The organism is Nocardia sp. CA-107356 (assembly GCF_050946365.1).
In the GTDB taxonomy this organism is placed as follows: Bacteria; Actinomycetota; Actinomycetes; order Mycobacteriales; family Mycobacteriaceae; genus Nocardia.
The window spans coordinates 4340115-4366431 of sequence record NZ_CP191992.1; the positions used below are offsets into that span (position 1 = coordinate 4340115).

Consider the following 26317-nt stretch of genomic DNA (forward strand, 5'->3'; position numbering starts at 1 on the left):
TAGTCCGCTCACTCGGTCCCCGACTTGCCGATCTGGAAGTGGATGTGGTCGACCGACCTGGTGTCGGGATGGTCGGGATGCAGGATGAAACTCGGATCGCCGATGGTGGAGATGGCGCACGCGGGATCGGGACTGTCGGAGTAGTCCTGCCATTCGCTGGCCGCGAAATCGTAGACGCTGCGGAAGAAGTCGGCGACGAACAGGTCGCCGTCCGGGTCGCCGAGCGGACTCGCATCGGGTTCGTCGAGTCGATACCGCACCTGGGTGCCGCCCGGCCAGATGCCGCTGGGTGTCAGCGCGGTCTCGACGGTGCCCCAGTGCGTCGCCACGGTGATCCTGCGTGACACATCGCCGACCGGCATGATGACCCCGGCGAAATCCACGGCGCGGCCCTGGCCGTGGCAGTCGACGCGCGGGGTGCGGTCCGGATGCGTTTCGTCGCCGTCCATCCCGACCACCAGCAGCTCGGTGACGCCGAAGTTGGCGGCCAGGAATCGGCAGAATCGTACCAGCGCCAACGCATTTCGCGGGTCCAGGTGCTTCGGAGTCGCCGGGGCGTTGCCGCTACGCATGATCACTCCGGCGAGACTGCCGGGTTGCCGTCGGCCGGTGTGTGGGTCGAATCCGGCGAATCCGACCATGGCCGGTGATCCGGGCCCATCGAAGAGGATCAGGTCCTCGCTCGCGAGTCGTTCGAGCTCCGCGAATGCGTGGTCCTTACTCATTGCTCGGGCCGGCTCCGACACGACGCACCTCCGATACAACTGACATCGATACGCCGACCCAGTTCGGTGACGTCGGGTAAGAATCCGGCACCCGCACGCAAAGAACACGAGTAGTCGAATACTCGTGTTCTTTGCGTCTCCCGCACCGCCGTGTGCGGCCGCCGCTACTCGGATTTCGGACGCTCCGGATGCGGCGATGCACATCAGCGCGACCAGGTGGCGGCGTCGACTCGGTGTTCGCGGGCCAGCGCCCGATAGCTGAGATTCCACATCCACTCGACCGGACCGCGCTCGAACCGGCGCAACCACAGGTGCGCGGCGGTCATGATGATCAGCGCGACCGCCAGGTAGACACCCACCGTGAACGGAACCCTGGCGTCGCGGGACACGTGCGCGGCGAGTCCGAAACCCCACCCATAGCACAAGATCGAAGCGACGAGATTCTGCAGGATGTAGCAGCTCAACGCGGTGCGGCCGACCTCGGTGAGCCGTCTGCCGACGAATCCGACGCGCGGGCGGCGCAGGTAGAACTCCGCCACCAGTGCGAGCAGACCGAACGCAACGAACGGGGCCGTACCGTATCTGGTCAGCAACAACAGATCGCCGCCACCGAGCACACCGACCGCCAGATCGATCGGCGCGGCAACCACGAATCCGATGATCATGAGTCGTCGGCGAATATGTGCGCCCTCCGGCCGGAACACTCCGGCCCGGAACAACTGCGCACCGGCGAGGAACAGCGCGATCGACATCGGGAAGACGAAGATCGGCTCGAAACGGAACATGCCCGCATGCTGCAGCCGGAACAGCACCAGATCCCAGAACGATCCGTCCGCGTAGGGGTTCGGGTCGAGCGCTTCGCGTGGCGTCGAATCCTGTTGGTTCGCAAAGGTCATCGCGATCCCGATGAGGGTGAGCATCGCGATATGGCTGCCCGCCGCGATGATCAGCCAACGACGTTGCGCGCGTTGACTTGTCGCGAGGATGAAGGCCACGACCAGCCCGGTGACCGCGTACCCCATGAGCACATCGAATTCGGCGACGAAGACGAAATTCAACACACCGTCGAGGAACAGCAGTCCGGCCCGCCATGGGTAACTACCGGGCCACCGCCGTCCGCCGCGTGCCGCGGATCCCTGCTGGATGGCCAGGCCGATGCCGAACATGATGGTGAGCAGTCCGAGGAATTTGCCCTGTGTCAGTTGCTGCAGCACCCGCTCGACCCATATCCAGCCGGTCGCGGAACTGTTCAGTTCGTCGAGATATCCGACGAGGCCCTCGGCATTGGTGAGAATCCAGATATTGGTGCCCAGTGTGCCGAGTATCGCGATACCGCGCAGCACGTCCAGGGCCGCCAAGCGCGCGGAGGCCGTCGGTGCGGGGGTGATCGGCTGGTCCGGCTTGCGGCCGCACCCCGTGATTTCGGCGATCGAATCGGTCATGTTCCGAATATCCCGGCCGCTCCGGCCTGCACGTATCCTCCGGAAGTACCACCCACGGTATGACATTGAGGTCCACCGTGATCGCCGATGCCGCCGGTCCCGGCAGGCGGGAGCCGCGCGTCGCCTAGGCTCGACGGTATGCAGCGCATCATCGGTATCGAGGTCGAATACGGCATCTCCACCCCCACCGAGCCGTCGGCCAACCCGATCCTTACCTCCACCCAAGCGGTTCTCGCCTATGCCGCAGCGGAGGGTGTGCCGCGCGCGAAGCGCACGCGCTGGGATTACGAGGTGGAGTCGCCGCTACGTGATGCGCGCGGATTCGACCTGAGTCGCATGAACGGTCCGGCCCCGGTAATCGACGCCGACGAGGTCGGGGCGGCCAATATGATCCTTACCAACGGCGCCCGGCTCTACGTCGACCATGCCCACCCGGAGTACTCCGCACCCGAGGTCACCGACCCGCTGGACGCGGTCATCTGGGACAAAGCGGGCGAACGTGTCATGGAGGCGGCGGCGCGGCACGCCTCCAGCGTTCCCGGCGCGCCGCGGCTGCAGCTGTACAAGAACAATGTCGACGGCAAGGGCGCCTCCTACGGCACCCACGAGAACTACCTGATGAGCCGCGACACCCCGTTCAACCAGATCATCGTCGGGCTCACGCCGTTCTTCGTCTCGCGTCAGGTGATCTGCGGCTCCGGCCGGGTCGGTATCGGCCAGTCCGGTGATCACGCCGGATTCCAGCTGTCCCAGCGTGCCGACTACATCGAGGTCGAGGTCGGCCTGGAGACCACCCTCAAGCGCGGCATCATCAACACCCGCGACGAACCACACGCCGACGCGGACAAATATCGCCGACTGCACGTCATCATCGGCGATGCCAACCTCGCCGAAATGTCGACCTACCTCAAGGTCGGCACCACCGCGCTGGTGCTCGACCTGATCGAAGCGGGCGAGGATCTGTCGGATCTGCAGCTGGCCCGCCCGGTCACCGCGGTACACCAGATCAGCCACGATCCGACACTGCGCGCGACGGTGGCGCTCACCGACGGCCGCGAACTCACCGGACTCGCGTTGCAGCGCATCTACCTGGACCGGGTGGAGAAGTTCGTGGCACGCAGCGGTAACGACGACGAGCGCGTCAAGGACGTCCTGGAGAACTGGGCCATGGTGCTCGACCTGCTCGAACGCGATCCGATGGAATGCGCCAACCTGCTCGACTGGCCCGCCAAACTGCGCCTGCTCGAGGGTATGCGCAAGCGTGAGGGCCTGAGCTGGGCCGCGCCCAAGCTGCACCTGATGGACCTGCAGTACTCCGATGTGCGCCTGGACAAGGGGCTCTACAACCGCCTGGTGGCGCGCGGTTCGATGAAGCGCCTGATCAACGAGCAGCAGGTCCTCGACGCGATGACCAAACCGCCGACCGACACCCGCGCCTACTTCCGCGGCGAATGTCTGCGTCGATTCGGTGCCGATATCGCAGCGGCCAGCTGGGATTCTGTGATCTTCGACCTGGGCGGCGATTCTTTGGTGCGCATCCCCACCCTGGAACCACGCCGTGGCACCAAGGCCCACGTCGGCAAGCTGCTCGACGGTGTGAATACCGCAGCCGAGTTGGTCGAACAGCTGACCACCTAGTTCAGATCGGGTGAATACGCCCAGGTAGCAACGATTATCGCGAACGCGCGCACCACGGAGCGAGTCTTACGAGCGAGGAGTTCGCGGCCCGTCTCGCGTCCGAGTCGTCGAAGTGCATGCGCCGCAGGCGCGAGTCTCGACCACTGGGCCGGCGTACACCCAGTGCCGAACGACCCGCACATCAGCGACCACTCCCAGTCGCGAGTCTCGGCCACCGTGCGGGTGTACATCTGGTGCCGATCGTTCCCGCACCTCTGTGCCCCCGACGGAGCGAGTCTTACGAGCGACCCGTTCGCGGCCCGTCTCGCGTCCGAGTCGTCGAAGCGCATGCGACGCAGTCGCGAGTCTCGACGGCTCGGACGCGAGACCAAGGGGGCCGCGAACCCGCCGCGCCGAAGGCGCGGCCAACAACACAGAACACGCCGCGCCCCGCGCGGCCGATAACAGAGCACGTTGTCAGGGTGGCTGGGTAGTGTTGAGATACGGGCACGGACATTGCTCATGATCAGGGTCGTGCTCAGAATGGAGCCCTGGTCATGATGAGGACAGAGGAGGTCGGCTGCCATGGCACAAGAGCAGACCAAACGCGCCGGGGGCGGCGACGAGGACGAGGGCCCGGAGGGCGTTGACGCCGCCGGTCAGGAGCGCCGCGAGAAATTGGCGGAGGACACCGACGACCTGCTCGACGAGATCGATGATGTGCTCGAGGAGAACGCGGAAGACTTCGTTCGCGCGTATGTGCAGAAGGGTGGCCAGTGACAGCAGGTGACCCCTTGCGTCTCCACCCGGGGCACGCCCTCTCGTCATTCACCGAGCACCTGCGAATGCACGCTCCGGAGCTGTTGCCAGGCAACCGATTCGGCGCGATCGACGGTGCCACCGGAGTTTCCGGTGGCACCGTCGCGAAGGATCTGGCTCCGCACGGAACCACCATCGTGGCGGTCTCGTACCGCGGCGGTGTGCTGATCGCCGGTGACCGGCGGGCCACCCAGGGAAACCTGTTGGCCAGCAGGGATATCGAGAAGGTGTACATCACCGACACCTACTCGGCGGCCGGTATCGCGGGCACCGCGGGTATGGCCATCGAAATGGTGCGGTTGTTCGCGGTGGAGCTGGAGTACTACGAGAAGATCGAGGGCGTCTCGCTGACCTTCGACGGCAAGGCCAACAAGCTGTCGAAGATGGTGCGCGACAACCTCCCTGCCGCACTACAGGGTCTGGCGGTGGTTCCGGTGCTGGTCGGCTACGACCAGCACGCCACCGATCCGGACAAGGCAGGTCGCATCGTGTCCTACGACGTGGTCGGTGGGCGCAGCGAGGAGCGGTTCGGTTACACCGCGGTCGGCTCGGGTTCGATGTTCGCGAAGTCATCGTTGAAGAAGCTGTACGCCAAGGGAATCGATGAGGACCGCGCGTTGCGGATCGCCGTCGAATCGCTTTTCGACGCGGCCGACGACGACACCGCCACGGGCGGACCGGATCTGGTGCGCGGCATCTACCCGACGGCGATCGTGATCAATGATGAGGGCGCCGATGAGGTGACCGAATCGCGGTTGGAGGAGATCACGCGGGCGATCGTCGCCGATCGCGAGGCCGCGGAAGAGGGGAGTGCCTCAGCATGACACTGCCGTACTACGCGTCGGCCGAACAGATCATGCGCGATAAGACCGAACTCGCGCGCAAGGGTATCGCCCGCGGTCGCAGTGTGATCGTGCTGACCTACGACAAGGGTGTGCTGTTCGTCGCGGAGAATCCGTCGGCGACGCTGCACAAGGTGAGCGAGCTCTACGACCGCGTCGGGTTCGCGGCCGTCGGCAAGTACAACGAGTTCGAGGCGCTGCGCCGCGGCGGCATCCTGCAGGCGGACCTGAAGGGCTACCAGTACGACCGGCGTGATGTCACCGGTCGCGGACTGGCCAATGCCTACGCGCAGACCCTCGGCACGATCTTCACCGATCAGCTCAAGCCGTACGAGGTCGAGATCTGCGTGGCCGAGGTGGGCTATCCGGAGCAGTCGCCGGAGTCGGTGCTCTACCGGATCACCTTCGACGGTTCGATCGTGGACGAGCGCGAATACGTGGTGATGGGCGGCACGACCGAGCCGATCCTGACCGCGTTGAAGGCGTCCTACAAACCCGGCCTCGATTTGGCCAGCGCCGTCGCGGTGGCGGTGAAGGCGCTGCAGGCCGGATTGCCCGAGGGCGCCGCGGACAAGGACAAACGCGTTCTCGGAGTCGGCTCGCTCGAGGTCGCCACCCTGGAGCAGGCACGGCCGCGGCGGGCGTTCCGGCGGGTTGCCGGTACAACCTTGGAGCAGCTGCTGACCGGCGGTAAGTCCGGGAGTAGGAGCAAAGCTGCGGCCGCTACGGCTGCCGCAGAGGCCGAGGGGAAGGACGCTCCGAAAGCGGAGTGAACGACGCTCTCAGGAGGCCCCCGCCGGTTCCGAAATGGAATCGCGGGGGCCTCGTCTCGGCTGGTGGATCGCCGCCCCTGCCTCGACCATTACGGAGCTCGCCTCATGAGCGACGTTCGCGGCCCCGTTGCATGTCCCAATGGTCGAAGCGCATGCGTCGTAGGCGCGAGTCACGACCGTTCGGATGCGAGACAGTGGGGGCCGCGAATACGCGGCGCTGCAGGTGCCGCATATCGAATACAGCGCGAAATCGTTGTGAAGACGTATGCATCGGCATCGTCCGCAGCCCCACGGAAGTACATGACATGGCTGTAATGTCGATAGTGTGCAGCGACGAATCATGGGGATCGAGACCGAATTCGGTGTGACGTGCACCTTCCACGGACACCGTCGGCTCAGCCCCGACGAGGTGGCCCGGTATTTGTTCCGCCGGGTAGTTTCCTGGGGCCGTAGCTCTAACGTGTTCCTCCGCAACGGTGCTCGGCTCTACCTCGATGTCGGGTCGCATCCGGAGTACGCCACCGCAGAGTGCGACAACTTGGCGCAGCTGGTCACCCACGACCGGGCCGGTGAGCGCGTGCTGGAGGAGTTGCTGATCGACGCCGAACAGCGCCTCGCGGAGGAAGGCATCGGCGGCGACATCTACCTGTTCAAAAACAACACCGACTCCGCGGGCAACTCTTACGGCTGTCATGAGAACTTCCTTGTCGTGCGTGCGGGGGAGTTCTCCCGCATTTCCGACGTGCTGCTGCCGTTCTTGGTCACCCGCCAGCTGATCTGCGGTGCGGGCAAGGTGCTGCAGACGCCGAAGGCGGCCACGTTCTGCCTCTCGCAGCGCGCCGAGCACATCTGGGAGGGCGTCTCCTCGGCGACCACCCGTTCACGGCCGATCATCAACACCCGCGACGAGCCGCATGCGGATGCGGAGAAGTATCGCCGCCTGCACGTCATCGTCGGCGATTCGAATATGTCCGAGACCACCACCATGCTGAAGGTCGGCACGGCGGCACTGGTGCTGGAGATGATCGAGGCGGGCGTCTCGTTCCGCGATTTCGCCCTGGACAACCCGATCCGCGCCATCCGCGAGGTCAGCCACGACCTGACCGGTCGTCGTCCGGTCCGGCTCGCCGGTGGACGGCAGGCCAGCGCACTCGAGATCCAGCGCGAGTACTACGCCCGCGCCGTCGAGCACCTGCGCAACCGCGACCGGGATCCGAATATCGACCAGGTCGTCGACCTGTGGGGCCGCACCCTGGACGCGGTCGAGGCGCAGGACTTCGCCAAGGTCGATACCGAGGTCGACTGGGTGATCAAGCGCAAACTCTTCCAGCGCTACCAGGATCGCTACGGTATGGAACTGTCCGACCCGAAGATCGCCCAGCTGGACCTGGCCTACCACGACATCAAGCGCGGTCGCGGCGTCTTCGACCTGTTGCAGCGCAAAGGCCTGGCCAAGCGCGTCACCGAGGACGAGGCCGTCGACGCCGCCGTGGAGACCCCGCCCCAAACGACCCGTGCCAAACTCCGCGGCGACTTCATCACCGCGGCGCAGGAGGCCGGTCGTGACTTCACGGTCGACTGGGTCCATCTGAAGCTGAACGACCAAGCCCAGCGAACGGTGTTGTGCAAGGACCCATTCCGCTCGGTCGACGAACGGGTGGACCGTCTCATCGCCTCGATGTAAGCGCTCAGGAAAGAGTCGTCGAGCGTAGCGAAAGGGTCGCCGACAGGCTCGGACCGAGCCACCTTTTCACTACCGTGGGCGGTCGCTAGCTCTCTGCGAGGTAGCGCTCGATGGTTTCGATCTTCGAGGTCAGGGCGCCGGTGACGCCGGGGCGGATGTCGGCCTTGAGGACCAGGCTGCAGCGGGGGGCCACGGCGAGGATGGCGTCGGTGGCGGACTTGACCACGGCCATAACTTCGTCCCATTCGCCCTCGATGGTGGTGAACATGGCGTCGGTGCGGTTCGGGAGGCCGCTGGCTCGCACCACGCGGACCGCCTCGGCGACGGCTCGGCCGATATCTACACCGTCACCCAATGGTGTCACGGAGAACGCGATGATCATGAGTCCATGATGGCGGCGCAGAATCAGGAATGGGGGGAATCGCGCGCCGACGCGCGGTCGCGGCGGCGGGCCGATTACCCTGTGTCGAGTGGCGATATCCAAGGTCGAGCGGCTGATGAATCTAGTCATCGCGCTGCTGTCGACCCGGCAATTCCTGACCGCGGAGCGGATTCGGGACAGCGTCGCGGGGTACGAGGATTCGGCCAGCGACGAGGCGTTCAGTCGAATGTTCGAGCGGGATAAGAACGAACTGCGTGACCTGGGCATTCCTCTGGAGGTCGGGCAGGTCAGCCGATATTCGACAGTGGAGGGCTACCGGATCAACCGGGATGCCTATGAGCTGCCCGATATCGATCTGACCAGCGAGGAAGCGGCGGCGGTCGCGGTCGCGGTGCAGATGTGGGAGTCGCCGGAGCTAGCGGCCGCGGCCGATGGCGCACTGCTGAAATTGCGCGCGGCCGGCATTCACGTGGAAACCGATGCCGCGGTGGCGTCGGTACCCGCGGTTCCGGCCCGCACCCGCGGATCGGATGCGGTGCTCGGCAAGCTGCTCGCCGCCATCGATGCCGGTCAGGGGGTGCGCTTCGAACATCGGGGTGCGATCAACGAGCCGTATGTCATGCGCGATGTCGAGCCCTGGGGTGTGGTGACCCATAACGGCCGCTGGTATCTGGTCGGGCACGACCGGAACCGGGATGCGGTCCGCAGCTTTCGGCTATCCCGCATCGGCGACGATGTGACCGCCTACGGCCCACCGAATGCGGTGAGCAAGCCCGATGGGGTCGACCTGCGGGAGATCGTCGGCACGGTGACCGGCGCCGCCCCGGTCACCGGCACTGCGACGGTCTGGGTGGCCGACGGCCACGGTCGCGAAATCCGCAGGCTCGGCCCGGTGCTGGAACACCGGTCCATCGGCGGCCGCACCGGTGTGGTGGTCGAACTCCCGATCCGGTCGCGAGATTGGTTGGCGCGCTTGATCACCGGGCTCGGACCCGACGCCGTGGTGCTCGCACCGGAGGAATTGCGCGCGGATGTGGTCGAGCGACTGCGTTCGGTATTCGACCATACGGAGGTCACCGCGTGAGTGAGCGCAGTCGGCTCTCGGTTCGGCTCTCGCGGCTGTTGAACATGATCCCGTACTTCATCGCCAATCCGGGCATCAGCGCCGCCGAGGCCGCGGCCGATCTCGGTGTGACGACCAAGCAGTTGATGAGCGATCTCAACCAGCTGTGGATGTGCGGCCTGCCCGGCTACGGCCCTGGCGACCTGATCGACCTGTCGTTCTCCGAGGAGAGCATCGAGGTCACCTTCTCGGCGGGCATCGACCGCCCGCTGCGCCTGACCTCCACCGAGGCGACCGCGTTGCTGGTCGCGCTGCGTTCGATCGTGGATATGCCCGGCATGGTCGATCCGACCGCGGCGCATGCGGCGATCGCCAAACTCGAATCGGCCATTGTCGGTGGTAAGACCAGCGATGACGCCGAATCCCGCGAGCAGGTGCCGCCGGCCGAGGCCCCGGCCGTCGCGACGGTGCGTTCCGCGCTGGCCCGCCAGCACGCGCTGCGACTGGTCTACTACTCGGCGAGTCGCGATGTGGTCTCCGAACGCGTCGTCGATCCCATTCGTATTGTCCTTGTGGACAACAACAGCTATCTGCAGGCCTGGTGCAGACAGGCCGAGGGCGTGCGGCTGTTCCGTTTCGACCGGATCGAGGCGGCCACCGAACTCGACGAGCCCGCCCGTCCGCCGAGCCATGCGACCGAAGAGGCCGCCGCGCTCGACCTGTTCCAGGATGATCCCGCGGTTCCGTTGGCGCGCTTGCGTATTCGCGGCGACTACGGCTGGGTACTCGACCAATACCCGATGCATCGGATGGCGGTGCACCCGGACGGCAGCATCGAGGCGACGATGCGGTTCGCGACCCTGGACTGGATGGCGCGGCTGCTGCTCGGCTTCGGTTCCGGCGTCACGGTGCTCGGCCCGCCGGAATTGATCGCCGCGGTGCGCGAACGCTCGAACGCCGCCCTGGCCGCCTATGCGGCGGCCGGTTTCCTGGAGACCAGATGAACGCACGGAGGCTGGATCGGCGTGAGTGACGTAGTGGCGCCTGCACGAGTGCTGGTCCTTGGCGCCGGGAGTATCGGTGCGTTCGTCGGCGGGAAGCTGGCGGCGGCCGGGGCCGATGTCACCTTCGTCGGTCGGCAGCGGGTGTTGGAGGAGATCAGCGCGTCCGGGCTGCGGCTCACCGACCTGGACGGCGGCGATGTCACGGTGGCCGGGGACGCGGTCCGGTTGGCGACCACTCCCGAGGATGTCGGATCCGCGGACTTGGTACTGGTAACGGTGAAGTCGGCGGCGACGGCGACGGCGGTGCACGATCTCGATGGCAAGATCCGTCCCGGCACGGTGGTGCTGAGCCTGCAGAACGGAATCGGCAACGATGCGGTGATCCGTGAGATCCTGCCCACCTGCGTGGTGCTGGCGGGCATGGTGATGTTCAACGTCGTGCACGATTCGGACGGCCGATTCCACCGCGGCACCGACGGCGGACTAGCGGTGCAGGACGATTCGGCGCTCGCGCCGTTCACCGATGTCTTCGCGCGGTCCGGGCTCGCGCTGCGCCGCTATCGCGACCTGCTACCGGTGCAATGGGCCAAGCTACTGCTCAATCTCAACAACCCCATCAACGCGCTGTCGGGCCGACCTTTGCGGGAGGAACTGGCCGACCGCGACTACCGCCGCTGCCTTGCGCTGACCCAGGGCGAGGCGCTAGCCGCGATGAACAGGGCGCGAATTCGCCCGGCACGGCTGACGCCGCTGCCACCGAAGGCGATGGTCCGGCTGCTGACCGTTCCGGATGCGATCTTCCGTCGGGTCGCCGGAAAGGTCCTCGGCGTCGATCCGCAGGCCCGCTCGTCCATGGCAGACGACCTGGCGCTCGGACGCAAAACCGAAATCTCCTGGTTGTGCGGGGAGATCGTGAGCCTCGGGGCGATGGTCGGACTGCCGACACCGGTGAACCAGCGACTCATCGAGCTGATCGTGGCCGCCGAACACGGCGACCGGCGCACTTGGACCGGACCGGAACTGCTGGAGCAGCTGCGAACGGCGGCGGCCGACCCTTTCGAGCGACCTGCAAGCAGTCGCTAGCGGCGGGGCGTCACTGAACACCGCGGGGGGTGAACGTCGTGTCCTAGCGGTGTGGTTGAACGCAGGGCAAACGCACACCAACGCCGGAGTTCTCCCATGTCATAGTCCGGTAGCATCAGAGCTACCACATTCTTTGGAGGTTAATTATGGGCAGTCTGAGCATCTGGCACTGGCTGATCATCGCCGCGGTCTTCGTGATGTTCTTCGGCGCGAAGCGTATGCCCGATGCCGCCCGTAGCCTGGGCCGCTCGCTGCGCATCTTCAAGAGCGAAGTCAGCCAGATGCAGAACGAGAGCAGCGCACAGGCAAGTGCAGCACCGGCCCAGCAACCGGCCGCGGAGCTTCCGCAGTCGCCGGTCGTCCAGCCGACGGTCGCGCAGCCGCAGGCAGAGCCCCAGGCACAGCCGAAGTCGCTCTGAGTTCAGCGTTGCCGCCGGGGTGAGTACGAACTCGCTCCGGGCGTAATGCTGTTGCCCGCCGACCGCTGCGGGCACCTTCGACCCCAGGGGCCAACACACCACCATGCGAATCCCGTTCGATCCCCGGCGCAGTAAGCGCAGGACGAATCCCGACGGCACCATGTCGTTGGTCGAGCATCTGCAGGAGCTGCGCCGTCGGCTGCTGATCTCGATCGCCGCGGTCGTCATCACCACGCTGTTCGGCTTCTTCTGGTACGCGCACACGATTTTCGGCATCGAAAGCCTCGGATCGGTGCTGACCGGACCGTACTGTTCGCTGCCCGCCTCGTCGCGGGCCGTGCTGACCGCCGACGGCGCCTGCCGCTTGCTGGCGACCGCGCCGTTCGAACAGTTCATGCTGCGGTTGAAGGTCGGCATGACCGCTGGTGTCGTGCTCGCCGCCCCGGTCTGGCTGTATCAGATCTGGGCGTTCATCACACCGGGCCTGTATGTAAAGGAACGCAAATACGCGGTCGGGTTCGTCACCTCGGGCAGCGCGCTGTTCATGACCGGCGCCGTACTCGCGTATTGGGTGGTCGCCCACGCGTTGAGCTTCCTGCTGAATATCGGCAACAATGCGCAGATCACGGCGCTGAGCGGTACGCAGTACTTCAGCTTCATCATCAACCTGCTGGTGATCTTCGGCGTCAGCTTCGAGATCCCGCTCCTGGTGGTCGGATTGAACCTGGTCGGCGTGATCAAGTACGACAAGCTCGCCAAATGGCGGCGCGGAATCGTGTTCGGGCTCTTCGTCTTTGCCGCGATCGTGACCCCGCAGGATCCGTTCTCGATGCTCGCGTTGGCGTTCGCGCTGACGGTGCTGTTCGAGGTCGCGATCCAGTTCTCCCGGATCAACGACCGGCGACGCGCGCGCCGGGAGGCCGACGCCTTGGCGGCGCTCCCGGATGAGGAGGCCTCCTCGATCGCCGGACCCGAGCCGGTCAATCCGGCCGACTCGATCATGGATCCACCGGAGAAATCGGCGCGCCCCGTGTCGGACTACTCCGATACCCTCTGACGGTGACATATCACCGGTCGCAGGCGGGCGAGCTGGCCAAGTTTTCCGCCGAGCTGACTTTCGGGTTGGATCCCTTCCAGCGCAACGCCTGTGTGGCCCTCGAGGGTGGGCATAGTGTGCTGGTGTGTGCCCCGACCGGCGCGGGTAAGACCGTCGTCGGCGAATTCGCGGTGCATCTCGCATTGGCCGCGGGCGGAAAATGCTTCTACACCACGCCGATCAAGGCGCTGTCGAACCAGAAGTTCGCCGATCTGACCGAGCGGTACGGACGCGACCAGGTCGGGCTGCTCACCGGTGACCAGTCCATCAATCCGAACGCGCCGGTGGTCGTGATGACCACCGAGGTGCTGCGCAATATGCTCTACGCCTCCTCGGACGCGCTGCGCGGATTGTCGTATGTGGTGATGGACGAGGTGCACTACCTCGCCGACCGGTTCCGCGGCGCCGTGTGGGAGGAGGTCATCCTGCATCTGCCGCCGGATGTGCGGCTGGTCAGCCTGTCCGCAACGGTCAGCAATGCCGAGGAGTTCGGCGCCTGGATGGAGACCGTGCGCGGCGATACCGCGGTGGTGGTCGATGAGACCCGCCCGGTGCCGCTGTGGCAGCACGTCATGGTCGGGTGGCGGATGTTCGACCTGTTCGACACCAACTCCAGCGATCAGAAGGTGCTCGTCGACGAGGATCTCGTCCGCTATATCCGCCATCGCGAGGCCGCGGACCGGATGAACGGCTGGGGCGGACCGCGCGGCGGTCGCGGCGGCAACCGCAATTTCCGGCCGTTGCCGCGGCCGGAGGTGCTGGCCAAGCTGGATGAGGAGGGGCTGCTACCCGCTATCACCTTCATCTTCAGCCGGGCCGGATGCGATGGAGCGCTCGCCCAATGCTTGCGTTCGCGGCTGGACCTCAGCCGCCCGGACGAGATCGACGAGATCGACGCGATCATCGAGAAGCACACCGGGGATCTACCCAAGGGTGATCTGGAGGTACTCGGTTACTGGGATTGGCGCGAGGCGCTGCACCGAGGGTTGGCCGCGCATCACGCGGGCATGCTGCCCGCATTCCGCCATACCGTCGAGGAACTGTTCGTGCGCGGTCTGGTGCGAGCCGTATTCGCAACGGAGACACTGGCATTGGGCATCAATATGCCCGCGCGGACGGTGGTGCTCGAGCGGCTGGTCAAGTTCAACGGCGAATCACACGCCGAGCTGACGCCGGGGGAGTACACCCAGCTCACGGGCCGGGCCGGGCGTCGGGGAATCGATGTCGAGGGCCATGCGGTGGTGCTCTGGCAGCCCGAGGTCGACACCAGTGCGGTCGCTGGTCTGGCTTCCACGCGGACCTATCCGCTGCGCAGTTCCTTCCGGCCGGGCTACAACATGTCGATCAACCTGATCGACCGGATGGGCGCCGACGAGTCGCGTGCGCTGCTCGAACGGTCCTTCGCGCAGTTCCAGGCGGACCGGTCGGTGGTGGGGTTGGTGCGTGGGATCGAACGCAATGAGGGGCAGTTGCGCAAATTGCGCGATCAGCTCGGCGGCGAGGACGGCGACTTTCTGGATTACATTTCGCTGCGGGAGCGGATCAAGCAGCGCGAGCGTCAGATCGAACAGCAGGGTCGCGCGGATCGGCGCGGGGCCGCGGTCGACGCACTGGTGTCGTTGCGGCGTGGCGATGTAGTGGCGATTCCGTCCGGGCGGCGAGCCGGTCTCGCGGTGATCCTGGAGCCGGATGCCACGCCTGGGGATCCGCGTCCGCTGGTACTCACCGAGGACAAGTGGGCGGGGCGGGTGTCGGTCGCCGATTTCCCGGTGCCCGCGAAGACATTGGGGCATATGCGTTTGCCGCGCAAGGTCGATCACCGGACCGCGCGCACCCGGCGGGACCTGGCGTCGGCATTGCGTAGTACCGGGATCGCGGCGCCGGGTCGGCAGCGGCGCGGCGATCGGTCCAAGGCGGGCGATGACCGTGAATTGTCGACTCTGCGGCGCAGTCTGCGCTCGCATCCGGCGCACACCCGACCCGATCGCGAGCAGATGAGCCGGGTCGGCGAGCGCTACAACAGGCTGCTGCGCGAGACCGAGACGATGCGCCAGAAGGTTGCCGCGACTACCAATTCGCTGGCGCGCACCTTCGATCGGATCCTGGGGTTGCTGCAGGAGCGGGGCTTCGTGCACGAGGGCGAGGTGACCTCGGACGGTCGTCGACTGGCGCGGATCTACGCCGAAAGCGATCTGCTGGTCGCCGAATGCCTGCGGCAGGGACTGTGGCGTGGGCTCGGACCGGCGGAATTGGCGGCGGTGATCTCCATCCTGGTGTACGAATCGCGCCAGGAGGGCGGATATCTCGGCGCCAGCGGGCCGACCGAGCCGATCCGGCGGGCGGTCGGTGCGACCGTCGGTGTGTGGAGCGAGTTGCGCTCCGATGAGGCGCGGCACAAGCTGCCGCCCACCCGCGAACCGGATCTCGGTTTTGTGACCGGTGTTTACAAATGGGCGCGCGGCGATGGATTGGCCGAGTCGTTGCTGGCCAGCGGCGATCAGAATGCGCCGTTATCGGCGGGCGATTTCGTGCGGTGGTGCCGACAGGTGATCGATCTGCTCGATCAGATACACGGGACGGCCGACGACGTCGAGATCGCGGCGACAGCGGCCAAGGCCGTCCGGGCGATCCGACGGGGTGTCGTAGCCGTGGACGCCGCGTAGCCGATTCGATTGTGATTTGATTTCTTTCGCGTACCGACCGTGGCGGAGGAGTCGGACAGGATCGCGCCTCGAACCGGATCGGTCCTGTTGTGCGACGAGTCTCACGCGGGGGGCTACCGTATGTATAACGATGCGAGTGGAGGCAACCAGATGAGCGGCCCGTACGGACCGAACGACGCCCCTGGTCCCGGGGAGGGACGCAACGATCCCACCCAGCAGTGGGGCGGACAGCAGGCACCCGGTGCTGCCGGACCTACCCAGCAATGGGGTGGTACCCCCGCGGCGCAGCCTACCCAGCAGTGGGGGGATCCGAACGCACAGCAGCCGCCGCAGCAGCCTTGGGGTCAGCCCAATCCGCAGAGCCAGCCGAGTCAGCCGCAGTGGGGTCAACCGAACCCGCAGAGCCAGCCGAGTCAGCCGCAGTGGGGTCAACCCCAGCCCGGTCAGCCGAGTCAGCCGCAGTGGGGTCAGCAGCCGACGCAGCAGGACTGGTCGGCGCAGCAGGGCCAGCAGCAGCCCTGGCAGCAGGGCCAACAACAGCCGTGGCAGCAGCAGACGCCGCAGCCGAGCCGTGGCGGCAAGAGCAAGGGCCTGTTCATCGGCCTAGGTGTGCTCGCGCTCGCCGTGATCGGCGCGATCGTGGTGCTGGTGCTGGTGCTGACCAGCAAGGACGAGTTGGACCAGGCGGCCGTCCAGGATGGCGTCAAGAAGGTGCTCTCGGATTCCTACGGGATCCAGGATGTCGCCGACATCTCCTGCCCGTCCGGCCAGCAGGTCAAGGTCGATGCGACCTTCACCTGCAATCTGAAGGTCAGCGGCGAGCAGAAGAAGGTTACCGTCAAGATCACCAAGGACGACGGGACCTACGAGGTCGGCCGCCCGAACTAGTTCCGGGTTTCGCGTACCGGGCGGCCCGCGTTGCGGCGCGGGCGCCCGGCGATTCGGCGTTTCCGGGGTCTTGTTGGCGCAACCTCCGTTGGATCCGCCCCAGTGGCGGGGGCTTCGCGCGGGCGGCGGTCAAGCCGAGTGTGCCGTGGTCAATGCGGTGATCAGGCGGGTGACCGGGCTTTCGGCGTTGTAGGCAGCGGCCAGTTCGCGCAGGCGATCCTGGTCGGCGGGGGTGCTGGGGAGGATATCGGGGCGGGAGAGTTCCACATCGGCGTCGCGGACCACGCGGGTGACCGGGGCGGCGGCCTTCAGGTAGGCCTCGGCGGCCCGCAATTTGGCCCGGACGCCCTGAGCGAGGTCGGCGGCCGGATCGGCGACGGCGGCGGTGAGCGCGTCGAGCGAACCGAATCGGGAGATCAGTGTCGCGGCGGACTTCTCCCCGATACCGGCCACGCCGGGAAGGCCATCGGAGGAGTCGCCGCGCAGGGTCGCCATATCAGCGTAGGCGGGGCCCGCATTCTCCAGTGGCACACCGTACTTCGCGGATACCTCCGCAGGCCCGAACAGTTCGGCCTTGGCCAGGCCGCGTCCGGCGTACAGCACACGGACCGCGGGCGCCGGTTCATCGCGGACGAGTTGGAGCAGGTCACGGTCGCCGCTGACCACCACCACCGGATCGGTGCGTTCGCGGGTGGCCAGGGTGCCGAGTACGTCGTCGGCCTCCAGTCCGGCCGCACCGCCGGTCGCGATACCGGCCGCGGCGAGGACATCGAGGATCATCTCGACCTGTGGGGTCAGGGTGTCCGGCACCTCCTCGGCGCCGGGTGCGGCATCGGTCGAGGTATCGAGGCGGTGGGTCTTGTAGGTCGGCACCAGCGCCACCCGGAAGGCAGGGCGCCAATCCAGATCCAGGCACACGACCACCCTGGTCGGCTTGTGCTTGGTGATCAGCGAGGCCACCATGTCGGTGAATCCACGCAGCGCGTTCACCGACCGGCCGTCGGGTGCGGTGATCTTCTCCGGAATCGCGTGGAATGCGCGGAACCACAGGCTCGCGCCATCGAGCAGCAGCAGGGGCCCACCGGAAGAAGAGTTCACGCCGCTGAGGCTACCTGCCCGATCCGACAACCTGAGGCGATCGGCGTTCGCGTCCGGGGTGATCGGTGCGGCGGGTAACGTCGGCGCTATGAGCTCGCACACGGAGTCCCGATTCGCGGCGGATGTCTATGGTGATCGACTCGAGCGGGCGGTGCAGTTGATGCGCGCCGCCCATCTGGATGCCTTATTGATCACGCCGGGTCCGGATCTGCGCTATCTGATCGGCTCGGCGGCGGAATCCTTCGAGCGGCTGACCTGCCTGGTGATCCCGGCCGACGGTGCCACCCCATCGGTGGTGATCCCGAAGCTCGAGTTGGCCGCACTGGATGGTTCGGCCGCGGGCGACCTCGGTCTGCACGTGCTGGATTGGGTTGACGGCGTCGATCCGTACCAGCTGGTGAAGTCGGCGCTGCACGTCGGTTCCCGGGTCGCGGTCACCGATGTCATGCCCGCACTGCATCTGCTGCCGTTGGCCGAATCGGTCAGCGGGCTACCGGTTTCCGCCACCCCGGTGTTGCGGGAATTGCGAATGATCAAGGATCAGGCCGAGATCGAGGCATTGCGGCGCGCTGGTGCGGCCATCGACCGGGTGCACGCGCGGATGGGTGAATTCCTGCGCGTCGGGCGCACCGAGGCCGAGGTCGGTGCCGATATCGAGGCCGCGATCGTAGCGGAGGGGCACACCGAGGCGGCCTTCGTCATCGTCGGCAGTGGACCGCACGGCGCCGACCCGCATCACGGCGTATCCGATCGGCGCATCGAATCCGGTGATGTGGTGGTGATCGATATCGGCGGCCCGGTCGAACCCGGCTACTACTCGGACTCGACCCGCACCTACGTCCTCGGCCAGCCCCAGTCCGCTGTCGCCGCGCAATTCGCCGAACTGGAGCGCGCCCACGCCGCCGCGGTCGCCGCCGTTCGCCCCGGCGTAACCGCCGAATCGGTAGATGCCGCCGCCCGAAACCTGTTGACCGAGGCCGGTTTCGGCCCCGCCTTCGTCCATCGCACCGGGCACGGTATCGGACTCTCGGTGCACGAGGAGCCCTACATCATCGAAGGCAACTCCCTGCCACTGCAACCCGGTATGGCCTTCAGCATCGAACCCGGCATCTACTTCCGCGGCGACTGGGGTGCTCGCATCGAGGACATCGTCGTGGTCACCGAAGACGGCTGCGAGTCGATGAACCAGCGGCCGCATGGGTTGACGGTGCTCTGAGAGTCGACCCGCCGGCGCGGCGAATGTGTCGGGTGCTGTCGCTGGGGCCTACTGCTGATGCCGGTCGGCGGTTGTCGGCCAGCGGGGTGCGTGACCGAGTCCAGTTCAGGCTGGTGTGTGGGTGAGGGTGCTGCTGGAGAGTACGCGCTGGACTTGAATGGCGATGACCACGCGGGTCGGGTTCTCGCGGGGGACCCGGTAGCGGCCCGCATAGCGGTCGACCGCTTCGCTGACGTTGTCCGGGTCGTCGAGCACGGTGGCCGGGCCTTCCAGAGTGAGCCAGCGGATCCCGTCCACCTGGCTCACCGCCGCGTAACCGGAGCGCCGCACATTGCGCACCTTCACCGAACCGTCATTGGTGATGACTCGTGCGATCCCGGCCTCCGGATCCCAGGTGAACCCCACCGCCACTACATGCGGTGTCCCATTGGCGCGCAGCGTGGTCAAGGTCGCGAGGTGCCGCTCGGCTACGAATTCGAGCGCGGCGGGGGACAACTGTGCAGTGCTGGTCGGCATCCCCCGACAGTAGCGGTGCCCCAGCCGCCTGCCCACGACCGATGCCGTGAAGGCGGGCCGAGAAGGCAACGGGGCTGCGAGGGGGTGGCGAGAAGGATGGGGCGGCCGCGACTGAGAGCCTGTCGGTCTTGGCGCTGGTATGGAGTGGCGGGCGGGGGTACGAGGGTGGGGTGAAAGACTGGGGGTATGGGATTGCGTGGGATTGCTGAAGGGCCGGTGGTGGTGCTCGGGGGGCGCAGTGAGATCGGGCTCGAGGTGGCGCGGCGGTTGGCGCCGGGGCGGGTGGTGATACTCGCGGCGCGGCGCAGTGGGGAGTTGGCGCAGGAGAGTGCGGCTATTGCGGCGGCCGGGGCGACGGCGGTGCATACCGTCGAGTTCGATGCGGACGATACGGCGAGTCATCCCGCGCTGTTGGAGAAGATCGCGGCCGAGCACGGCGGGATCGGGGTGGCGGTGGTGACATTCGGGGTGCTCGGGGATCAGGCACGGGCCGAACGTGATCCGGCACATGCGATTGCGGTGGTGCATACCGACTATGTCGCGCAGATCAGTGTGCTCACCATCCTCGCCGATCTGCTTCGCGCGCAGGGCAGCGGGCAGATCGTCGTCTTCAGCTCGTTCGCGGGTGCGCGGGTGCGGCGTGCCAATTATGTCTACGGTTCGGCGAAGGCGGGTCTCGACGGATTCGCCAGCGGTCTCGCGGATGCGTTGCACGGCAGCGGCGTTCACCTGCTGCTGCTCCGCTGCGGTTTCGTCATCGGCCGAATGACCGAGGGCATGGACCCGGCCCCGCTGTCGAGCACCCCCGATCAAGTGGCCGACGCTGTCGTGCGCGGCCTGCGTCGTCGCGCGGGCCGCGTCTGGGTCCCCGGCATCCTGCGTCCGGTCATCTTCGCGATCCGCTTACTGCCCCAACCCATCTGGCGCCGGATGCCCCGGTGAACGGCGCACAGACCTCCGCGCGTGGACAAGCAGCGCTGGTTACGCACCTGCCTGGACAACGAATGGCGGGCGAACTCGGCGACCCGATCGAAGCGCGGCCCAGAGTGAAGTGCGCGCTGATGTCGGACTCGCCCGAGCGAATGTTGTCGGGCGCGGTCGCCGGATTGGACTCGCTCCGGGGTTCATGGCAGGGCGTGCGCTGATGGGAGGCTGGGTTGGGCCGCCGATCGCGGTTGTCGGGCTCGGTGCGGACGGGTGGGCGGGGCTCGGATCGGGTGCGCGCGAGGCGGTCTCGGGTGCCGAGGTGGTGTTCGGATCGGCGCGGCAACTGGATCTGATTCCGGCGGCCGTTGATGCGATTCGGCGGGAATGGCCTTCGCCTTTGGTGCCTGCGCTACCCGCGTTGTTCGATGGCCATGCTGGGCGGCGGGTGTGCGTGCTGGCCAGCGGGGATCCGATGTTCTACGGCATCGGAGTGACATTGGCGCGGCTGTTCGGGGCGCAGCGGCTGCGGGTGTTTCCGCAGGCGTCATCGGCGTCGCTGGCCTGTGCGCGACTGGGGTGGGCATTGGCGGAGGTGCCGGTGGTCAGCGCGGTGGCGCGGCCGGTAGAGGCGGTATTACCCGAGTTGGCGGATCGGCGGCGGGTGCTGGTGTTGAGTGCGGACGAGCACACACCGGGACGGATCGCGGAACTGTTGCGGGACAATGGCTTCGGAGAATCGACCGTGACCGTACTCGAACAGCTGGGCGGTCCGCGCGAACGGGTCGCGTGCGATCGCGCGGCGAAGTGGGAGCTTCCGGCGGGTGATCGGCTCAATATCGTCGCTATCGACTGTGTCGCCGATCCGAAACACCCGCGAGCGACCCGCGTGCCCGGCCTGCCGGACGGACTGTTCGGCGGTGCCGGTCAGCTCACCAAGTCCGAGGTCAGGGCATTGACGCTGGCCGCGCTGGCGCCCGCGCCCGGAGAACTGCTGTGGGATGTCGGCGGGGGTTCGGGCAGTATCGCGATCGAATGGTGCCGTACCCATCCGAGCTGCCGGGCGGTGAGCTTCGAGCGGCTCGAACACAGGCGGCGGCAGATCGCCGACAATGCCGCCGCCCTGGGTGTTCCGCACGTCGGTGTGCGCGAAGAGGTGCTCACCGAGGTAGGAAAATCTACCGAATTCGTGCCTCCTGATGCCATTTTCGTCGGCGGTGGTCTCACCCAGGATGGCGTACTCGAGACATGCTGGTCCCATCTACGCCACGGTGGCCGTCTGGTGGCGAATGCGGTGACCGCGGAATCCGAAGCGCTGTTGCTGCACTGGGCCGCCGCGCACGGCGGTGAACTGCGGAAGTTTCAGATCTACCGGGCCGAGGCCCTCGGCAAGTTTACGACCTGGCGGCCGCAGCTGCCCGTCACGCAATGGGCCGTCGTGAAAGGCGGATCGTTCTGAAAACCTCACTTTGTCGGTGAAACGGACTCGATCCACCGGTAGGGTCGGTGCCCGAGATCCGGACGTTATCGCCGGATCCGAGTCCTATTGGGGAGATTTATGAAGTACAAGAAGTTTGCCGCTACCGCGATGATGGCCGTTGCCGCCACCGGTATTGCGGCGGGTACGTCCGGCGCCGCTCCGGCGGCACCCGCTCCCGCCGTGCAGAACCAGGCCGCGCCCGCCGTCCAGGGCGAAGATCACGGTGTGAACTACGCGGTGCAGTTGGTCGACAAGTCGATCGTCGCGGCCGTCACCGGCGGCGCGTTCAGCCTCGACGCCGACCAGAAGTACGTCTCGGTGAAGAACACCGAGGGTGCGGTCGTCACCTCGATCCCGCTGCAGGCGAAGGTCGGTGACCAGCTGATCCCGATCGCGGCCACCATCGACGCCTCGGCCCAGAAGTTGACGCTGACCCCCGACGTCAAGCCGACCGCTTCCGCGACCGCGGCCTCCGCCGAGGCCATCTCCTCGCAGGAGTGGTTCTTCAGCGAACTCCAGCGCGCTTCACTCGGTGCGGTCATCGGCGGCATTATCGGATTCTTCTTCTTCGGCATCGGTCTGCCGGTGGGCGCGCTCATCGGCCTGCTCATCGCGGGCGGCCCGAACCTGATCAACGCGGGCATCGCCTACTTCAGCGGGCAGCCCTGAAAATTCTGATTCTGGGCGGTACCCGGGAAGCCAGGGAACTCGCCCACATCGCCTCCGGCGAGCGAGGATTCGAGATCGTTTCCTCGCTCGCCGGTCGTGTTCGCGATCCGCTGCTGCCGGAGGGTCCGGTGCGGATCGGCGGTTTCGGTGGCGTCGACGGTCTGCGGAAGTGGTTGGCGGCCAACGAGATCGCGGTCATCATCGATGCGACACATCCGTTCGCGGGCACGATCAGCGCGAATGCGGCCGATGCCGCAACGGATCTGGGCCTGCCGCTACTGCATATGCGGCGGCCCGGATGGTCCGAACAACCCGGCGATCGGTGGCACCGGGTGCCCGACCTCGACGCGGCCGCGCAGGCGGTCTGCGAGTTGGGTGATCGCGTCTTCCTGACGATCGGCCGCCAAGGTGTCGCCGCCTTCGCGGGCCTGACGGACCAGTGGTTCCTGATCCGTGCCATCGACCCGCCCACGGGCGCGCTGCCGCCGCAGCACGAATTACTCCTTGCGCGTGGGCCTTTTTCGCCCGCCGATGAGCTGTGCCTGCTCATCCAGCACCGGATCGATGTGCTGGTCACCAAGGACAGTGGCGGTGATCAGACCGCCGCCAAACTCGCCGCCGCCCGCTCGGCGGGCCTTCCTGTTGTCGTGGTGGACCGACCCGAGCTGCCCGGTGCGGCGATAGTCGCGGAGACGGTCCAGGACGCGTGGAAGTGGTTGCGGGATACCACATCCGGCAATTCGTAATCGGGCCGCGACGCTCAACGGCCGAGGAGTTCGGGTAGTCGGTCGAACCAGGCCAGCACTGTGCGCTCGTAGCCGATGCCGAATTCGAGGGTGGCACGTTGGTAGGGGGATCTGTCGGTGTGATCGTCGGTGCGGTAGCGGTCGAGGCGCTGCTGGTGAATCTCCTTGTTGGCGGCGATGATTCGATCGAGGTGATCGGGATCGACGTGCTTGCCGAACGACAGGGTCAGTAGCAGCGGTACCCGAATGGTCTCCGCACCGGGATCGCGGGCGACCCATTCCAGGAAGGCTTCGCGTCCGGCGTCGGTGATCTGATACGGCGTGCGCTCGCGGGCTCCGGTCTCACCCTTTTCGACGAGTCCGGCCGCGTCCATGGCGGCCAACTCCCGGTACACCTGGCTCTGGGTGATGGTCCAGAAGTCGCCGATTCGGTCCTGGGCCTGGGTCACCAGATCCCAGCCCGACATCGGACCGTCGTGCAGAAATCCGAGCAGCGACGCCGCCGTGGAGTTCAGCGATTTGCGTTGTGTCGAGGTGTTCGCCAACGGACTGCTCCTTTCGCCCCCAACGTTCCATAGTGGAATGTTATACGACTCGAGCTGTGAGCTGATCAGCGCGGGCGAGATCGCCACAGACCTCGGATTGTCCCGTACCCGCGCGGGAGACGTTCCGGCGACTCGAGGTCGAGGGGTGGACGAAGCTCTACCCCGAGCGGGGTGTGCCGTTCGGGCCGGAGAAGTAGCCGTCGATGGTGGTCTGGACCTGGAGGTCGAGCTTGCGCATGGGCGGTGCTGCCTTTCCGGTTGTCGCGGATCTGTCCGGCCCGCTGTTGTTTGTGCCTTCAGAAGCTCGGCCGAGCCGGTTTTCGGTATGTTGACCTCTCCCTCCGGGACCGGAATCAGCGCTGGTAGCGGCGCGAGGTGTAGACCCGGCTGCCCTGTTCGGATTCGAGGACGGCGGTGGTGGACGCGCCGATGATCAGCAGGGTGCGCATATCGACCTCGGCCGGATCCAGATCCGCGAGGGTGACGACGCGGACGGATTCGGTGGGGCCGCCGACATCGCGGCCCAGCACCACCGGGGTATCGGGTTTGCGATGCTCGAGCAGTACGTCACGCATCGCGGAGACCTGCCAGGTGCGCTGGCTGGAGGCCGGGTTGTAGATCGCGATCGCCATATCGGCCGCGGCAACCGCCGAAAGCCGTTGCGCGACAACTTCCCATGGCTTGAGCCGATCCGAGAGCGAGATCATCGCGTAGTCGTGACCGAGCGGCGCGCCGACCCGACTGGCGACGGCATTGGCCGCGGTGAGTCCCGGCAGCACCCGCACCGGCACGCCGCTCCACTGTGGATCGGCGGATTCCTCGAGTACCGCCGCCGCCATCGCGAACACCCCGGGGTCACCCGATGACACGACAACGACCTTGGCCCCGTGGTTCGCGAGATCCAATGCCATGACGGCGCGTTCGGATTCCACCCGGTTGTCACTGGCATGTCTGCGCTGCCCGGGACGTGCGGGGACCCGATTGATGTAGGTCGTATATCCGACCAGATCGGTCGCTTCGGCAAGTGCGCGTTCGACCTCGGGCGTTGTCCAGTCCGGCGAGCCGGGGCCGAGCCCGACGACCACGACCTCGCCGACGCCGGAGCCCGTTGATCCGGCGTTCGTGACGGGTGCGGTCGTCGTACCGCGAGTGGACTGCTGATGCTGCGCCGAATTCGCAAGGCGCAGTGGGGTTGTCGGCTGAGGGCCAGGGATGAGGGTGATGGAGAAGTACGGCACGTCCGCATCATCGACATCGGCGGCGGCGAGTACCCGTTCGCGCGTGCTGCTCGCCCGTTCGATGTAATACGCGTCGGCGAGGCGGCCGGAATCCGAGAGGGCTCGCCGCACACCGGGATAGGTGCGGCCGAGCTTCATGATGGCGGCCGCGTCGGTATCGCGCAGGCGACGGGTGAGCTCGTCGGCGGGCATGGTGCCCGGCAGCACGGTCAGCACCTGCTCGCCCTCGACCAGCGGTGTGCCGAGGGCGGCCGAGGCCGCGCTCACAGACGTGATGCCGGGGATGATCTCGGCTTCGAACCGGTCGGCCAACCGGCGATGCATATGCATATAGGAGCTGTAGAACAGCGGATCGCCCGCGGCGAGTAGCGCGACCGATCGGCCCGCCGCCAGATGGGCGGCGAGGCGTTCGGCGGCCTGTTCGTAGAAGTCGTCGATGGCGCCCTGATAGCCGCCGGGATGGTCGGTGGTCTCGGTGGTCACCGGGTAGACCAGGTGCTCCTCGAGCTGTCCTGCCCGCATGTACGGCGCGGCGATCCCGCGGGAAATGCTGCGGCCATGGCGCGCGCTGTGGAAGGCGATGACATCGGCCTCGGCGATCACCCGCGCCGCCTTCACCGTCACCAACTCCGGATCGCCGGGGCCGAGCCCGACGCCCCACAACTTGCCGTCGCTCATTCCTGTTCGCTCGCAATCGCATTGAGTGCCGACGCGGTGATGGCACTGCCACCGCGCCGTCCGCGCACGGTCAGATATTCGACTCCGCCGAATTCGATCAGCGCGTCCTTGGATTCCGCGGCGCCGATGAACCCGACCGGAATGCCCAGGATCGCGGCGGGGCGCGGCGCGCCCGCGTCGATCATGTCGAGCAGATGGAACAGCGCGGTCGGCGCATTCCCGATGGCGACCACCGCGCCGTCGAGACGGTCGCGCCACAGCTCCAGCGCCGCGGCCGACCGCGTATTGCCCATCGCCGCAGCCAGTTCCGGTACCCGCGGATCGGCGAGTGTGCAGATCACATCGTTATCGGCGGGCAGCCGCTTGCGTGTCACGCCGGAGGCGACCATGTTCGCATCACAGAGAATGGGAGCCCCGGCCCGCAGCGCGGCCCGCGCCGCCACCACCACATCAGTCGAAAACGCCACGTCCCCGGCCAGATCCACCTGCCCGCAACCGTGGATCATCCGCACCACCACCTGCGCGACCTCCGGTGGAAACCCGCTCAGGTCCGCCTCCGCGCGGATGGTCGCGAACGAGCGCCGATAGATCTCGGCACCGTCGGTGAGGTAGCTGGCACGAACGTCGGACATGCGGACCACATTAGGAGGTGTGCATAGTGCCCGGTCGGTGTGGGTGGCGGCGCAGCGCCGCCGGGATGCTCGAAT

Annotated in this window: 25 protein-coding genes and 1 pseudogene; 17 read left to right on the plus strand and 9 right to left on the minus strand. The window is 66.7% G+C overall.

Features of this window, described 5'->3' with window-relative positions; all coding sequences use genetic code 11:
* Positions 1 to 8 precede the first annotated feature (8 nt).
* Together ACQP1G_RS19425 and ACQP1G_RS19430 are read right to left on the minus strand one after the other, a co-directional pair.
* Positions 9 to 725, minus strand: coding sequence for a hypothetical protein (locus ACQP1G_RS19425; protein ID WP_433206189.1), 717 nt, complete (start codon positions 723 to 725; stop codon positions 9 to 11).
* A gap of 203 nt (positions 726 to 928) precedes the next feature.
* Positions 929 to 2167 (minus strand): DUF418 domain-containing protein, encoded by a 1239-nt coding sequence (locus tag ACQP1G_RS19430; protein ID WP_433206192.1) that lies wholly within the window; start codon positions 2165 to 2167, stop codon positions 929 to 931.
* Between the two features lie 138 nt (positions 2168 to 2305).
* On the opposite strand from ACQP1G_RS19430, the gene dop reads away from it, so the two are divergent.
* From dop to pafA, 5 genes are all read left to right on the plus strand, one after another.
* Positions 2306 to 3805, plus strand: a complete 1500-nt coding sequence (gene dop / locus ACQP1G_RS19435; RefSeq protein WP_433206195.1) for a depupylase/deamidase Dop — start codon at positions 2306 to 2308, stop codon at positions 3803 to 3805.
* Between the two features lie 564 nt (positions 3806 to 4369).
* Positions 4370 to 4564 carry a ubiquitin-like protein Pup gene (locus ACQP1G_RS19440; RefSeq protein WP_014351559.1) on the plus strand — a complete coding sequence of 65 codons (195 nt, stop codon included), beginning with the start codon at positions 4370 to 4372 and terminating at the stop codon, positions 4562 to 4564.
* A complete protein-coding gene (gene prcB / locus ACQP1G_RS19445; RefSeq protein WP_433206198.1) occupies positions 4561 to 5427 on the plus strand; it encodes a proteasome subunit beta in 867 nt (288 codons plus the stop codon). The genes ACQP1G_RS19440 and prcB overlap by 4 nt, the downstream gene beginning before the upstream one ends.
* The gene (prcA, locus tag ACQP1G_RS19450) at positions 5424 to 6218 is read left to right on the plus strand and encodes a proteasome subunit alpha (RefSeq protein WP_433206201.1); all 795 of its coding nucleotides are present in this window, start codon (positions 5424 to 5426) and stop codon (positions 6216 to 6218) included. The genes prcB and prcA overlap by 4 nt, the downstream gene beginning before the upstream one ends.
* 325 nt (positions 6219 to 6543) lie before the next feature.
* Complete coding sequence (pafA, locus tag ACQP1G_RS19455) at positions 6544 to 7902, plus strand: Pup--protein ligase (protein WP_433206204.1); 1359 nt, start codon at positions 6544 to 6546, stop codon at positions 7900 to 7902.
* An 85-nt stretch (positions 7903 to 7987) separates the two neighbouring features.
* Here the strand turns inward: pafA and ACQP1G_RS19460 are convergent, their stop codons facing one another.
* The gene (locus tag ACQP1G_RS19460) at positions 7988 to 8284 is read right to left on the minus strand and encodes a thiamine-binding protein (RefSeq protein WP_433206207.1); all 297 of its coding nucleotides are present in this window, start codon (positions 8282 to 8284) and stop codon (positions 7988 to 7990) included.
* A gap of 88 nt (positions 8285 to 8372) precedes the next feature.
* On the opposite strand from ACQP1G_RS19460, the gene ACQP1G_RS19465 reads away from it, so the two are divergent.
* The 7 genes from ACQP1G_RS19465 (at position 8373) to ACQP1G_RS19495 (ending at position 16500) form a co-directional block, all read left to right on the plus strand.
* Positions 8373 to 9368, plus strand: a complete 996-nt coding sequence (locus ACQP1G_RS19465; RefSeq protein WP_433206210.1) for a helix-turn-helix transcriptional regulator — start codon at positions 8373 to 8375, stop codon at positions 9366 to 9368.
* Between the two features lie 44 nt (positions 9369 to 9412).
* Positions 9413 to 10351 (plus strand): helix-turn-helix transcriptional regulator, encoded by a 939-nt coding sequence (locus tag ACQP1G_RS19470; RefSeq protein WP_433208661.1) that lies wholly within the window; start codon positions 9413 to 9415, stop codon positions 10349 to 10351.
* 21 nt (positions 10352 to 10372) lie between these two features.
* On the plus strand, positions 10373 to 11434 hold the full coding sequence (locus tag ACQP1G_RS19475) for a 2-dehydropantoate 2-reductase (RefSeq protein WP_433206213.1): 1062 nt from the start codon (positions 10373 to 10375) through the stop codon (positions 11432 to 11434).
* A gap of 146 nt (positions 11435 to 11580) precedes the next feature.
* Positions 11581 to 11853, plus strand: a complete 273-nt coding sequence (gene tatA, locus ACQP1G_RS19480) for a Sec-independent protein translocase subunit TatA (RefSeq protein ID WP_433206216.1) — start codon at positions 11581 to 11583, stop codon at positions 11851 to 11853.
* Positions 11854 to 11956: 103 nt separating this feature from the next.
* Positions 11957 to 12910 (plus strand): twin-arginine translocase subunit TatC, encoded by a 954-nt coding sequence (gene tatC, locus ACQP1G_RS19485; RefSeq protein ID WP_433206219.1) that lies wholly within the window; start codon positions 11957 to 11959, stop codon positions 12908 to 12910.
* 2 nt (positions 12911 to 12912) lie between these two features.
* On the plus strand, positions 12913 to 15612 hold the full coding sequence (locus ACQP1G_RS19490) for a DEAD/DEAH box helicase (protein WP_433206222.1): 2700 nt from the start codon (positions 12913 to 12915) through the stop codon (positions 15610 to 15612).
* Positions 15613 to 15762: 150 nt separating this feature from the next.
* Positions 15763 to 16500, plus strand: a complete 738-nt coding sequence (locus tag ACQP1G_RS19495; protein ID WP_433206225.1) for a DUF4333 domain-containing protein — start codon at positions 15763 to 15765, stop codon at positions 16498 to 16500.
* Here the strand turns inward: ACQP1G_RS19495 and ACQP1G_RS19500 are convergent.
* Together ACQP1G_RS19500 and ACQP1G_RS19505 are read right to left on the minus strand one after the other, a co-directional pair.
* Positions 16497 to 16634: pseudogene (locus ACQP1G_RS19500) on the minus strand (hypothetical protein); the annotation flags it as partial. The gene ACQP1G_RS19495 and the pseudogene ACQP1G_RS19500 overlap by 4 nt on opposite strands.
* Complete coding sequence (locus ACQP1G_RS19505; protein ID WP_433206228.1) at positions 16630 to 17598, minus strand: 5'-3' exonuclease; 969 nt, start codon at positions 17596 to 17598, stop codon at positions 16630 to 16632. The gene ACQP1G_RS19505 and the pseudogene ACQP1G_RS19500, both read right to left, overlap by 5 nt.
* An 88-nt stretch (positions 17599 to 17686) precedes the next feature.
* Here ACQP1G_RS19505 and ACQP1G_RS19510 point away from each other — a divergent pair, with 88 nt between their 5' ends.
* Positions 17687 to 18814 (plus strand): M24 family metallopeptidase, encoded by a 1128-nt coding sequence (locus tag ACQP1G_RS19510; protein ID WP_433206230.1) that lies wholly within the window; start codon positions 17687 to 17689, stop codon positions 18812 to 18814.
* A 105-nt stretch (positions 18815 to 18919) separates the two neighbouring features.
* Here ACQP1G_RS19510 and ACQP1G_RS19515 read toward each other — a convergent pair whose 3' ends face one another.
* Positions 18920 to 19330 (minus strand): PPOX class F420-dependent oxidoreductase, encoded by a 411-nt coding sequence (locus ACQP1G_RS19515; RefSeq protein WP_433206233.1) that lies wholly within the window; start codon positions 19328 to 19330, stop codon positions 18920 to 18922.
* A 186-nt stretch (positions 19331 to 19516) separates the two neighbouring features.
* On the opposite strand from ACQP1G_RS19515, the gene ACQP1G_RS19520 reads away from it, so the two are divergent.
* From ACQP1G_RS19520 to ACQP1G_RS19535, 4 genes are all read left to right on the plus strand, one after another.
* On the plus strand, positions 19517 to 20272 hold the full coding sequence (locus ACQP1G_RS19520) for an SDR family NAD(P)-dependent oxidoreductase (RefSeq protein ID WP_433206236.1): 756 nt from the start codon (positions 19517 to 19519) through the stop codon (positions 20270 to 20272).
* Positions 20273 to 20474: 202 nt separating this feature from the next.
* Entirely contained in the window at positions 20475 to 21713 is a 1239-nt protein-coding gene (gene cbiE, locus ACQP1G_RS19525; protein ID WP_433206239.1) for a precorrin-6y C5,15-methyltransferase (decarboxylating) subunit CbiE, read from the plus strand.
* 99 nt (positions 21714 to 21812) lie between these two features.
* Positions 21813 to 22403, plus strand: coding sequence for a hypothetical protein (locus ACQP1G_RS19530; RefSeq protein ID WP_433206242.1), 591 nt, complete (start codon positions 21813 to 21815; stop codon positions 22401 to 22403).
* A complete protein-coding gene (locus ACQP1G_RS19535) occupies positions 22400 to 23149 on the plus strand; it encodes a cobalt-precorrin-6A reductase (protein ID WP_433208663.1) in 750 nt (249 codons plus the stop codon). Before ACQP1G_RS19530 ends, ACQP1G_RS19535 begins: the two co-directional genes overlap by 4 nt.
* 14 nt (positions 23150 to 23163) lie before the next feature.
* Here ACQP1G_RS19535 and ACQP1G_RS19540 read toward each other — a convergent pair whose 3' ends face one another.
* The 3 genes from ACQP1G_RS19540 to ACQP1G_RS19550 form a co-directional block, all read right to left on the minus strand.
* Positions 23164 to 23694, minus strand: a complete 531-nt coding sequence (locus tag ACQP1G_RS19540; protein ID WP_433206245.1) for a PadR family transcriptional regulator — start codon at positions 23692 to 23694, stop codon at positions 23164 to 23166.
* A gap of 353 nt (positions 23695 to 24047) precedes the next feature.
* On the minus strand, positions 24048 to 25610 hold the full coding sequence (locus ACQP1G_RS19545) for a precorrin-2 C(20)-methyltransferase (protein ID WP_433206248.1): 1563 nt from the start codon (positions 25608 to 25610) through the stop codon (positions 24048 to 24050).
* Positions 25607 to 26242 (minus strand): precorrin-8X methylmutase, encoded by a 636-nt coding sequence (locus ACQP1G_RS19550; RefSeq protein ID WP_433206251.1) that lies wholly within the window; start codon positions 26240 to 26242, stop codon positions 25607 to 25609. Before ACQP1G_RS19550 ends, ACQP1G_RS19545 begins: the two co-directional genes overlap by 4 nt.
* Between the last annotated feature and the right edge of the window lie 75 nt (positions 26243 to 26317).